The 11,302-nt window shown below is 59.5% G+C and carries 14 protein-coding genes; 8 read left to right on the forward strand and 6 right to left on the reverse strand.

Features of this window, described 5'->3' with window-relative positions:
- Window positions 1-49 precede the first annotated feature (49 nt).
- Genes secF through AC1Q6J_RS11380 form a run of 3 tightly spaced genes read left to right on the forward strand, consistent with a single transcriptional unit; the run spans window position 50 to window position 2,300 of the window.
- A complete protein-coding gene (secF, locus tag AC1Q6J_RS11370) occupies window positions 50-1,051 on the forward strand; it encodes a protein translocase subunit SecF (protein ID WP_492279424.1) in 1,002 nt (333 codons plus the stop codon).
- Window positions 1,051-1,437, forward strand: a complete 387-nt coding sequence (locus tag AC1Q6J_RS11375) for an Mth938-like domain-containing protein (RefSeq protein WP_492279425.1) — start codon at window positions 1,051-1,053, stop codon at window positions 1,435-1,437. Before secF ends, AC1Q6J_RS11375 begins: the two co-directional genes overlap by 1 nt.
- The gene (locus AC1Q6J_RS11380; RefSeq protein ID WP_492279426.1) at window positions 1,434-2,300 is read left to right on the forward strand and encodes a phytoene/squalene synthase family protein; all 867 of its coding nucleotides are present in this window, start codon (window positions 1,434-1,436) and stop codon (window positions 2,298-2,300) included. Before AC1Q6J_RS11375 ends, AC1Q6J_RS11380 begins: the two co-directional genes overlap by 4 nt.
- Before the next feature lie 75 nt (window positions 2,301-2,375).
- Here the strand turns inward: AC1Q6J_RS11380 and trmFO are convergent, their stop codons facing one another.
- On the reverse strand, window positions 2,376-3,812 hold the full coding sequence (trmFO, locus tag AC1Q6J_RS11385) for a methylenetetrahydrofolate--tRNA-(uracil(54)-C(5))-methyltransferase (FADH(2)-oxidizing) TrmFO (protein ID WP_492279427.1): 1,437 nt from the start codon (window positions 3,810-3,812) through the stop codon (window positions 2,376-2,378).
- A gap of 132 nt (window positions 3,813-3,944) precedes the next feature.
- Complete coding sequence (locus AC1Q6J_RS11390) at window positions 3,945-4,097, reverse strand: DUF1127 domain-containing protein (RefSeq protein WP_002711692.1); 153 nt, start codon at window positions 4,095-4,097, stop codon at window positions 3,945-3,947.
- Window positions 4,098-4,497: 400 nt separating this feature from the next.
- Here AC1Q6J_RS11390 and AC1Q6J_RS11395 point away from each other — a divergent pair, with 400 nt between their 5' ends.
- Together AC1Q6J_RS11395 and AC1Q6J_RS11400 are read left to right on the forward strand one after the other, a co-directional pair.
- Window positions 4,498-4,920, forward strand: a complete 423-nt coding sequence (locus AC1Q6J_RS11395; RefSeq protein ID WP_492279428.1) for a hypothetical protein — start codon at window positions 4,498-4,500, stop codon at window positions 4,918-4,920.
- A gap of 43 nt (window positions 4,921-4,963) precedes the next feature.
- Complete coding sequence (locus AC1Q6J_RS11400) at window positions 4,964-5,989, forward strand: DUF1775 domain-containing protein (RefSeq protein ID WP_492279429.1); 1,026 nt, start codon at window positions 4,964-4,966, stop codon at window positions 5,987-5,989.
- Between the two features lie 45 nt (window positions 5,990-6,034).
- On the opposite strand, the gene AC1Q6J_RS11405 is transcribed toward AC1Q6J_RS11400, so the two are convergent.
- Both AC1Q6J_RS11405 and AC1Q6J_RS11410 read right to left on the reverse strand, forming a co-directional pair.
- Entirely contained in the window at window positions 6,035-6,808 is a 774-nt protein-coding gene (locus AC1Q6J_RS11405; RefSeq protein ID WP_492279445.1) for a lytic murein transglycosylase, read from the reverse strand.
- A 127-nt stretch (window positions 6,809-6,935) separates the two neighbouring features.
- Window positions 6,936-7,772: a patatin-like phospholipase family protein gene (locus tag AC1Q6J_RS11410; RefSeq protein ID WP_492279430.1), complete on the reverse strand. Its 837-nt coding sequence runs from the start codon at window positions 7,770-7,772 to the stop codon at window positions 6,936-6,938.
- Window positions 7,773-8,212: 440 nt separating this feature from the next.
- Here AC1Q6J_RS11410 and AC1Q6J_RS11415 point away from each other — a divergent pair, with 440 nt between their 5' ends.
- On the forward strand, window positions 8,213-8,578 hold the full coding sequence (locus AC1Q6J_RS11415; RefSeq protein WP_492279431.1) for a DUF3597 domain-containing protein: 366 nt from the start codon (window positions 8,213-8,215) through the stop codon (window positions 8,576-8,578).
- Between the two features lie 205 nt (window positions 8,579-8,783).
- Window positions 8,784-9,575 (forward strand): fumarylacetoacetate hydrolase family protein, encoded by a 792-nt coding sequence (locus AC1Q6J_RS11420; protein WP_492279432.1) that lies wholly within the window; start codon window positions 8,784-8,786, stop codon window positions 9,573-9,575.
- Window positions 9,576-9,651: 76 nt separating this feature from the next.
- Here the strand turns inward: AC1Q6J_RS11420 and AC1Q6J_RS11425 are convergent, their stop codons facing one another.
- On the reverse strand, window positions 9,652-9,930 hold the full coding sequence (locus tag AC1Q6J_RS11425; protein WP_492279433.1) for a GNAT family N-acetyltransferase: 279 nt from the start codon (window positions 9,928-9,930) through the stop codon (window positions 9,652-9,654).
- Between the two features lie 38 nt (window positions 9,931-9,968).
- A complete protein-coding gene (locus AC1Q6J_RS11430) occupies window positions 9,969-10,244 on the reverse strand; it encodes a GNAT family N-acetyltransferase (RefSeq protein WP_492279434.1) in 276 nt (91 codons plus the stop codon).
- A gap of 251 nt (window positions 10,245-10,495) precedes the next feature.
- Here AC1Q6J_RS11430 and AC1Q6J_RS11435 point away from each other — a divergent pair, with 251 nt between their 5' ends.
- Window positions 10,496-10,903 (forward strand): SPW repeat protein, encoded by a 408-nt coding sequence (locus AC1Q6J_RS11435; RefSeq protein WP_492279435.1) that lies wholly within the window; start codon window positions 10,496-10,498, stop codon window positions 10,901-10,903.
- Window positions 10,904-11,302: the final 399 nt, after the last annotated feature.

The following is an 11,302-nucleotide window of genomic DNA, read 5'->3' on the forward strand; positions in this document are numbered from 1 at the left end:
AGAGGGCTGCTGAAACGGGATGCGAATGTCAGAAGCGGACCACTAGACCGTGACCCAGACCATCATCATCGCTCTCGCCGTCTTCATCGTCATTTTGACGGTACTCAGCATCTACGGCGTGATCCCCGCGCTGCGTATCGTTCCCGACGATACGAAGTTCGACTTCATGCGCTTCCGCCGCATCAGCTTTCCGATCTCTGCGCTGCTGTCGTTGCTCGCGATCGGCCTGTATTTCGCGCACGGACTGAATTTCGGTATCGACTTCAAGGGCGGCACGCTGCTGGAAATCCAGACCAAGTCCGGCCCCGCCGACATCGCTGCGTTGCGCGCGCAGCTCACGACGCTGAATTTCGGCGACGTCCAGCTTCAGCAATTCGGCGGTCCCTCCGACGTTCTGATCCGCATTGCCGAACAGCCGGGTGGCGATCAGGCGCAGCAGGCGGCTGTGCAGAAGGTCCGCCAGCTCTTCGGCGACAGCGTAGAATATCGCCGCGTCGAAGTGGTTGGACCGCGCGTGTCGAGCGAATTGCTTGCCTACGGCACCGTGGGTCTGATGCTCGCGATCGCAGGCATCTTCATTTATCTCTGGTTCCGGTTCGAGTGGCAGTTCTCGCTCGGTGCGATGATCGCCAACGTCCACGACATTGTGCTGACGCTCGGATTCATGTCGATCACGCAGATTGAATTCGATCTGACCAGTATCGCGGCGCTGCTCACCATTCTCGGCTATTCGCTCAACGACACGGTCGTTATCTATGACCGCATCCGCGAAATGTTGCGGCGCTACAAGAAAATGCCAATGCCGGATTTGCTCAACACGTCGATCAATTCGACGCTGTCGCGCTCGATCATCACCCACGTCACCGTGACGCTGGCATTGCTCGCGCTGCTGCTGTTCGGCGGCAAGGCGATCCACAGCTTCGCGGCGACGATGACCTTCGGCGTGGTGCTGGTCGGCACCTACACGTCGATCTTCATCGCGGCGCCGATCCTGATCTATCTCGGCGTGGGCGAAAACCGGGGCGGCGAGGACAAGCCGTCGAAGCCGTAATGGTAGATCGCGCGCCGGATGCGCTGCATCTTCCGCGATCGGCGCCGATCGATGCCTACGGCAATGGTGGTTTCCGGTTCGCCGAGATGTCGCATCGCGGCTCGCTACTGTGCCTGCCGGATGCGATCTGGGCGTGGCCGGTCAACGATCCCAAGGACATCGACCGGTATTCGCTGGCGCGCGTGTTCGAGCATGCCAATGACATCGATACGTTGCTGATCGGCACCGGAAATGGCGTCTGGATCGCGCCCGCGCCGCTGCGCAATGCTCTGCGTCAGGTCCATATCGTGCTGGACACCATGCAGACGGGGCCGGCGATCCGCACCTACAACGTCATGATGGGCGAACGGCGGCGCGTCGCGGCGGCGCTGATTGCTGTTCCATGAGCGGTGCATCCAGCAGCAACGATGCCGCGGCGTTTTGCGCCGATCTGGCGCGCGCGCAGGATTTTCGAACCTATGCCGCGAGCCTGTTCGTGTCGCCGGACTCGCGGCGGGCGTGGCTTGCGCTGGCGGCGTTCAATGCCGAGGTCGCCCATGTTCGAGATCATGTAAGCCAGCCGCTGCCTGGTGAAATCCGCCTGCAATGGTGGCGCGATGTTTTGACGGGCGAGGGGCAGGGCTCTCGTGGCGAAGCCGAAGCCAATCCCGTCGCGGCCGAATTGCTGCGCGCGATCGCCCTGTACGACCTTCCGATCGAGACGCTCGTTCGTCTGATCGACGCGCATGTGTTCGATGTTTATGACGACCCCATGCCCGATATGGCGGCGCTCGAAGCCCATTGCCGGGACACGGCCGCGGCGCTGTATGCCTTGCGCGCGAAGGTACTCGGTGTGAATTCACCGGTGGTCGCCCGCATCGCCGAGCATGCCGGGATCGCGGAGGGGCTCGTGGATGTCATGCTGGCGTTGCCGCGCCAGACCGCACGCCGTCAGCTTTATCTGCCGGGCGATCTGATGAATCTTCATGGCGTGATTGCCGAGGAGTTCTTTTTGCGGCAGATGAGCCAGCCGCTCGAGGATGTGCTGGCGCATTTGCGCCGCGAAGCGGATATGCAGATGAAGCAAGCCCTGTTGTTGCTTGAAGATGCGCCGTCCGCCGCGCGTCCCGCCTTCCTGCCGCTCGCGGTGATCGGAAAAAGTCTAATGCGGTTGGAGACATCGGAGCCATTCACTCCGCCGTTGTTGTCGCGACTTGGCATGCTTTGGACGACATGGCGGGCGGCACGCGCGAAGCCGTTCAAGACCTGACACGCGCGGGTGATCGCCGGGCGTTGCAGTCGCATAATCAAATTCTGTCATGCGGCTATTTTGTTGAGATCAGTTTTACGCCGCATCGGAGACTTGTTGCGTCTCCGCGATCCAGCGATCCAGATCCGACAGCGCACGCGCGCTGATCGCCTGTTTCTTCGCGACTGTCTTTTCATTTCCGCGCAGCCGCGATCCATCCGGCTTCTTGGTCGGCGGCGAAGCCAGCGGCGGAAACAGTCCGAAGTTGATATTCATGGGCTGGAATGAGCGCGGCCCTGCATCGATGGTTTCAATATGGCCGCCGGTGATGTGTCCTAGCAGCGCACCGAGCGCGGTCGTTGGCGGGGGCGGCACGATATTGCTTCGCTTGACATCAGCCGCTGCGAACAGTCCCGCGAGCAGACCAATACCTGCGGATTCCACGTAGCCTTCGCATCCCGTCATCTGTCCGGCGAACCGCAGGCGCGGCTGCGCGTGTAGTCGCAATTGCGGATCGAGCAGTTTCGGCGAATTCAGGAAGGTGTTGCGATGCAGGCCGCCGAGCCGCGCGAACTCTGCATTCTCAAGTCCGGGGATGGCGCGAAGCACATGGGTCTGCGCGCCATGCTTGAGCTTGGTTTGGAAACCGACCATGTTATAGAGCGTGCCGAGCTTGTTATCCTGGCGAAGCTGGACGATCGCATAAGGCTTGACGGTAGGATCGCGTGGATTGGTTAGTCCAACCGGCTTCATCGGCCCGTGGCGAAGCGTTTCGCGGCCGCGCTCGGCCATCACCTCGATCGGCAGGCAACCGTCGAAGTAGGGTGTGTTGGTCTCCCACTCCTTGAAATCGGTTTTTTCACCGGCGATGAGCGCGTCGACAAAAGCGTCGTATTGCTCGCGGGTCATCGGACAGTTGAGATAGTCGGCGCCGGTGCCGCCGGGCCCGATCTTGTCGTAGCGCGACTGAAACCACGCGATCTCCATGTTGATGGAGTCGCGATGAACGATGGGTGCAATGGCGTCGAAGAACGCGAGGGCATCCTCGCCGGACAGCCCCCGGATAGCGTCGGCGAGCGCGGGCGATGTCAGCGGTCCGGTTGCGACAATCACGTTCTGCCAGTCTGCCGGCGGGAGCCCGGCGATTTCCTCGCGGCGGATTTTGATTTTGGGATGCGCGGCCAGCGCTGTGCTGACGGCTGCTGAAAAGCCGTCGCGATCCACCGCAAGCGCGCCGCCTGCCGGCACCTGATTGGCGTCGGCACTGCGCATGATGAGGGAGTTCAGCCTGCGGAGTTCCGCGTGCAGCAGGCCGACCGCGTTATTGGCCGCATCGTCGGAGCGAAACGAATTGGAACAGACGAGTTCGGCGAGGCTGTCGGTGCGGTGTGCGTCGGTCGTGCGGGTCGGACGCATCTCGTGCAGCACGACATTGACGCCGGAATTGGCGATCTGCCACGCGGCTTCCGAGCCGGCGAGCCCGCCGCCGATCACGTGGACGGCGTCTGTTTCATGATTGATGTGAGCTGTCATTGCTCACAACTAGAACCCGCAGGGCCACGACGCAACGTTTGATGCCAGGTGCGACTATCAGTGTCGTGCGCCAGATACGACAACGCCCGCGCAGGGGCGGGCGTAATCCGTTCGTGATGCAGTTCGCGGCGTTTAGCCGTTGTAGGCGCCGGCTGCGACCCGCTGGATATCAGAGCGGTCAAGCCCGATATCGGCCAGTTCCCGATCGCTCAACTGGGACAGCTCAGCAACATTGCGCTGATAGTCGCGGAACGCCTGGATAGCGCGGATAAATGAGAGCAGCATGGTAGTCTCCTTCGTAATCCCGATTCAGCTCTTGGAGTAGCGTCATCGTTGGAACTGAATATAGGGTACGATTCTGCGCTGCAACACCGCAAATGTTGCGATGCAGCTAAGCTTATGGCGCATACCTACCGTAAGAAGTGATTAATCTTTCAGCTAAAATCTGATCCTAAAATATGACCTGACTTCTCTTTTTAGGCCAATATTTCATCGGGTTGACGCAAAGGAGACACAAATTCCGCTCCACCCGGGTCGATGACGGTGGAATAGGCCATCACGCTAAGCCATGTCCTGGAGAAATGGCGCACGGGAGCGTTACTTCCGCCCACGTAGGGTGCTCACCCATCAATTAATAATGAATATAGATTCATTTATGCTGCATTTGCGGCAAATGGATCTCGGAATGCCGAAGGCGTTGCGCCGAATCGTGGACGGCCACGCGACGGCGTGGCATAGCCGCTGGATGCGGAATAGCTATTCAGTTCGCTGGTTGCTCCTGACCATTGTGCTGTCGCAGGCGATGGTGATTCAGGCTCTTCTGGCGGTCTGGAGCGGTACCCAAGCCGCAGCCGGGGTGGCGAGTGGCGTCAGCGCTATTTGCTCTGGCGCGATATCTTCAGGCGACAGTGAGCCGGGCCAGCCGAACACGCCTCACGATTGCTTCAGCGCCTGCCTGGCTGGTCAGATAGCTGCGCCGCCCGATCGAATGGTGCTCCTGACGTCCGCCACGGCCTACGACCGGATGTCGGCTTCCCGGCAGGCGGCGCTGCCGGAGATTGAACGACAACTGGCCTTTTCGGCCAGGGCTCCGCCGGAGCTGACTTGAGACCTGCTTTCGGAACTCTCTTTCAGCATCATTCGAGGACAACATGATCATCAACTTCCGCGGCCTTCAGCGGCTGCTGACCGGCGCTGGCCTGACGGTAACGGCTGTCATTGCTTCGCAACCATCTGCATTCGCCCACGTGACGCTCGCGACCGGAGAAGCGCGCGCCAACGCGTACTACAAGGCAGTGTTCCAGGTGCCTCACGGCTGCGACGGCGCAGCGACCCAAACCGTTCGCATCCAGATTCCGGAAGGCGTCATCGGCGTAAAGCCCATGCCAAAAACGGGATGGACACTTACAATTGCTCGCGGCTCTTACGCCAAGTCCTATCAGAGCCATGGCAAGGCCGTGACAGAGGGACCCAAGGAAGTCGTGTGGTCGGGCGGATCGCTGGCGGACGACAACTATGACGAATTCGTCTTCTCCAGCTTCATCACGGATTTTCCATCGGGGCAGGCGATCTCCTTCCCGACGGTTCAGCAGTGCGCCGGGGGCGAGGTTCGCTGGGATCAGATTGTATCGGAAGGGCAGAATCCGCACAGCCTGAAATCGCCGGCTCCCGTGCTGCGGATCGTTGCCGACAACACCACGGTTGCGCAGGCGCATGATCACAGCCAGATGGACCACGGGAAGATGGCCGCGCCCCAGTCGGGCAGTGACACCTTGAAGGCCGGTGACCTGATCGTGGCGTCGGCGTGGACGCGTGCGACGCCGGGCGGAGCCAGGATTGCCGGCGGCTATCTCAAGATCACCAACACAGGAAAGTCCGCCGATCGGCTTGTCAGCGCGGTCTCGGCCGGTGCGGACCGAGTGGAAATTCACGAGATGTCGATGACCGACGGCGTGATGAAGATGCGGCCGCTGGCGGATGGCTTGACAATCAAGCCCGGCGCGACGGTCGAACTGAAGCCCGGTGGCTTCCACATGATGTTCATGGACATCAAGCAGCCGCTGAAGCAGGGCGGCAAGCTGACAGCCACACTGACATTCGAGAAAGCGGGCAAGCTCGATGTCAGCTTCGACGTCAATGCGATGGGAGCAACCAGCGAGCCGGTTCATAAGCACTAAGCGCAATGGATGCGATGATGCGGCAGAGTGCTGCCGCATCATCGCTCAAGGCGTGCGATCGAGCTGGCTCGCGAAATAGGCGATCGTCTTCGAATAGACCTCGCTTTTATTCCACTGCTGGATCACCGCGAAGTTCTCGCTGCCGGGGTCCCATGGTTGACCGCGCTTCCAGCCATGACTGGCGAGGAAATTCGCAGTGGAGGCCAACACATCGGGTGCGCTGCGCAGCAGGTCACGCCGCCCGTTACCGTCGAAGTCGACGGCAAATTTGATGTACGACGACGGCATGAACTGCGTTTGCCCGATTTCACCCGCCCAGGCTCCGCGCATGTCTGCAGGCGACAGATCGCCTTGATCGACAATGCGCAGGGCATCTTTCAGTTCAGCGCGAAACATCTCGGAACGCCGGCAATCGTAGGCCAGCGTTGCGACCGAACGGATGGTGGGAAATTTTCCGATATTGGCGCCGTAGTCTGTCTCAAGTCCCCAGATCGCAACAAGAATGGAGCCGGGGACACCATAGCGCTGCTCGATGCGGGAGAATACCGAGCCGAGCTGCTTCATCCTGTTGGCGCCAGCCGCCAACCGCGGCGGGACCATCCGGCCGGAAAACTCCTCGAAGCTCTGGCGGAAGACATGCTGCGACCGGTCGCGTGAGAGGACAGAGTTGTCGAGCGTGACGCCGTTCAGCCCCTGCGAGATAGCCTGCTGGGAGATTCCCTCCGCCGCAGCCTCCTTCTTGAAGTTATCCAGCCAGTTCTCGAAACTGCCGGAGCCGCAGGACGCTGTGGATGCTCGCGAAGCAGGCACGAGAAACATGAAGGCGGCAAAAGTTGCGCGTGAGAGCAAACCAGCGGTCATCTGAGCGCCTGCTGCGAACATGAATACACCGCGAATCTCGCGCGCAACCGCGGCTAAAACGTGTCGCTCTGAGGATCAGGACTCCTCACCGATTGAGCGAGGCTGCAAATGCGTCGCCGTCCTTGAGACCGAGTTCGTAAGCGTCCCGGATGCCATCCGGATCTCGGATATCGAATTGCCCGACGCCGATCTTCCGCGAGGGCTGTACATAGGTGCGTCCCTTTATGTGCGGGATCGTGTTGTAGACGCGAGTCAACAGCACCAGTGAGCGGCCGTCAGCAGCTTCTATCGGCGCAAGCGGTTCAACCGGGACGTTATCAACCAGCCCGCCATCGAAGGCTGGCCGTCCAGCGACGTTGGTGACCGGCATGAATGGTGGCACGCCGCTGCTGGCCATCAACGCCTCACGAAACTGCTGCGGATCGTTCAGGGAGTCGGCCGCGACGAACTCGGACTGGAAACCCAGCGCACGCCCGAACCGCGGATGCACCGGGTGAAAGAGTTTCTTTTCGAGTTGATAGACACCAATGCCGAGGGCCGCGCCGATCGATGGGGACAGGCCGCGCGGCAATCGCGAGACTGCGATCCGAAAGTCGGTCATGTCTTGCAGCCGCCTGAAGGCGCTCGCATCGATGATCTGGTCGAGGAGTTCTCGGAACATTGGACCGACCGGGCAGAGCGGTTTGCCTGTGCGCCATGCGGCGAAATCAAAATTCTTCAGTTTGGGATTGCAGGCGCCAATCACCCGAGCGCGGGCCGCTGGGCCGGCTTCAAGCAGCGAATAGACTGCCGCGAACGCGCCGGCGCTTGCGCCGACCACGAGTTTGGGCGACAGGCCAAGACGCGCTGCCGCAGCCTCATAGAAGCCGCCTTGCCAGTAACAGCGGTTGCCACCGCCTGCAAAAACCACCGCGTCGAACATGAGCCGTCTTCTGATACTACCGTGAGGTATCCATGCCAAACCGCAGAGTGGCAGGCAACGGGCCTGACGCCTGAGCTTGCAGTTGCTGAGGCGCGATGAGCGGTTCTTGCGCCCCATGAAAACAGCCTGGCGGGGAAATGGCGCTCGTATGACTGCCGAGCATCAACGGTAGGGAGATCACGCTGACGCAAAGCGCAATAGGTGCGAACAGAAATACGTTTGAGTCTTGCTTACTATCAGAGTTGTCACACCGGAGTCATTGTGGCGTCTTTTTGGCGCTTTTGACACAAATCGCCGCGATGCAATGTTAATGTGCTGCATTGGCAAGGTCTGATCGGACGTCTACACTCTTGCGTGATACCGGTTCGGTGCTGCCGGAATTGCAGGGGAAGCGCCAATCAGATCCACCAGTCAATCGACGGGTTATCGGGAGTTTACAGATGAGCATTTTTGGAAAGATCATGGGCGCGATTTTCGGCACCAAGGCCGAAGCGGCCGAGCCCGCCGGCGGCGCTGGATCGGCTGCTGGCGGTGGCGCCAGCGTGCCGATGGTGGATGTCGCGCCAATTCTCGACAAGGCCGTCGCTGCCAAGGGTGAAAAGCTCGAATGGCGTACGTCGATCGTGGACCTGATGAAGGCTCTCGATATCGATTCAAGTCTGGGCGCTCGCAAGGAGCTGGCGAAGGAACTGAAGTACGACGGCGACACCAGCGACTCCGCCAAGATGAACATCTGGCTGCACAAGCAGGTCATGACCAAGCTTGCGGCGAACGGCGGCAAGCTGCCGGACGACCTGAAGCACTAACACCAGCGGCTTCGCGCCGTATTTTGAAAGGCCCGCCATTGGCGGGCCTTTTTCGTTGCGCCGCACACCAATGTTTGCGTGCGAGGCCTCTGTTCAAATAATCGTCTCCGGCATACAAAATACCAACGCTTCCGAACCATTGTTCACCGCCGCAAGTTAACAAGTGGCAAGTGCGCAAAGCCAATAAAGTAAACGGGAAACGACCATGACCAAATTCAATCGCAGAAACATCCTGGCTGGTGGAGCGGCCGCCCTTGCCGGGACGGCAGCACTTGGCGAGACGGCAGATGCCGAGATTGGCTTGAAGGCAGTCTTCCCTGTCGCACAGGCGACGATCCCCATCGTCGGTCTGAAAGAGGTTTTTCCGGTCCGTCGCATTTATTGCATCGGCCGCAACTACGCTGCGCATGCGCGCGAAATGGGATCCGATCCGACGCGGGAGCCGCCATTCTTTTTCCAGAAGCCGACGGACGCGATTCAGAACGTGGCGATAGGCACAGTTGGGGACCATCCGTATCCGCCACTAACCAAGAACTATCATTACGAAGTTGAACTGGTGGCCGCGCTGAAATCAGGCGGCTCCAACATTTCGCCGGATAAGGCGCTCGATTGCGTCTACGGTTATGCACTCGGTCTCGATATGACACGCCGCGATCTTCAACGCGCGATGGGTGACCAGAAAAAACCGTGGGAGATCGGCAAGAGCTTCGATAATTCCGCGGTGCTTGGGCCGATTCACCCGGTGACCAAGACCGGCCATTTCACCAAGGGCGCGATCTCGCTTGCCGTGAATGGAACGGTGAAGCAGAGCTCTGACCTCAACAACATGATCTGGAACGTGGCGGAACAGATCTCGAAGCTTTCGGAAGCCTGTGAACTGAAAGCAGGTGACATCGTTTATTCCGGTACGCCGGAGAATGTCGGACCGGTTGTGAAAGGCGATGTCATACTCTGTAAGCTGGAAGGCTTGCCGGATATGTCGATCAAGATTGTCTGACAGCGTTTGATCGGCACGGTTCGCTGCTGAGCAAGTAAAACCCTTCGATGGGCGCTTACGCGGCATGTGGAGTGGACTAAGCCACGACGTCTGCGAATTCCGGGTGCTTCTCCAGATAGTCCACAACGAAACCGCAGCCCGCGACGACCTTTAAGCCGTCGGCCCGGATCTGCTCCAGCACGCCTTGCACAAGCCTCGACGCAATGCCTCGGCCGCGCAAAGGGGGAGGTGTTTCGGTGTGGGTGATGATCACTCTCCCCGCTGCAAGCCGATAATTGGCAAAGGCGGTTGCGCCATTTGCGTCGAGTTCGTAGCGGCTGAGGGCGGTATTGTTGCGGACGATGCCTTGATCCATGGAGCCTGCGTTCTGCTGTTGAATTGCGTCGTGCGAATTTACTTCAAGAGATCGGCGTACTCTTGATGCCTGCCGATATAAGCCTTCACGAAAGGGCAATGGGCGACGACTTTCAGCCCGGCGGCGCGTACCTGATCGAGCGCTCCCTTTATTAGGTGCGAGCCAATGCCCCGGCCTCCGAGCGCGTCCGGTACTTCGGTATGGACAAAAGTGATCACGCTGCCGGAGAGTTCGTAGTAGGTCGCTGCGATATGACCTTCAACGTCGAGTTCATAGCGGTTTTCAGCGGGGTTATTCCGCACGGCACCGGTCATTGTCAGCTTCCATTTCCGATGGTCAGTTCGCAAAGTCTATCAATATTTCATGCGCCAAGGCGAGCTATCCGCCGCACTGCACTGCGGTCACTTGCTGGCAACAAAATCCGTCGTCGGGACCTTGCAAGGACCGGCGGGTTTCATACGTTTAAAGTCGGACATACTCCGATGCGGCCGAACGGTCGTCTTTAAGTCGGAATGTGACGACAGCAGGCCCGCCGACGTATGCCTCTTTTTGAAGGAGGTTTTACATGTCTGGCATTCGGTTTTTCGACACTCATCGAAAGTGGGAAGATTGGTTCGGCATGCTGTTGGGCCTGCTGATCGTGCTGTCGCCCTGGCTCACGGGACAGGCAAACTATGGGTTTGGTACGCTGCCGGAGCCCGGATTCGCGATACTGTGTACGGTCCTGGCCGGCGTTCTCGTGTTTGGCCTTGCCCAGATGGAGTACATCGCGCTTCAGCGCTGGGAAGAAGCGGGTGAGATGGTACTCGGTCTCTGGCTGATCGCAGCGCCATACCTTCTGGGCTATTCAAGCGACGGCATGCTCAGGTTCTGGCACACCGGCGTTGGCGCCGTTGTGTTCCTGCTGGCTGTTCTGAAGCTGTGGCAGGATTGGGATCTGACAGACCAGGAGCTTGCCAAGCACGGGCAATAATGTGCTTCGCTTGACGCGTCTCGCGTTCGCGCTGGGATGAAAGATGGAATCTGGCCGCCGGTTCACGACCGAGCCGGCGGCGGAAGACGTAAAGCTCATACTTGGCAATAGTTCATCTGGGCGCAGGGTGCGAGCCATGCGCCGTTTTTAACTTGTTCTGACCCTCGCCGGACCATGCTACGATCGTGCCTTACACGAGACTGCCTGATTGTCATAGAAGGGGCGAGAAATTTTCTTCGCTTATCGCAACACATCATCTTGGATAACGCCATGGCGAATGAAAAAGGACCAAACATCAAGAAGAAGCAGAAGTGCAAGAACTGTGACCTGCTCCCCGAGTTGCCCTCGTTTATAAGGAGAGTCTGTTCTGGTTCTGCCCCCTGTTGGGGCGGGTTGCAA

This window comes from Afipia sp. MLSD5-FHT05B12, assembly GCF_058793355.1.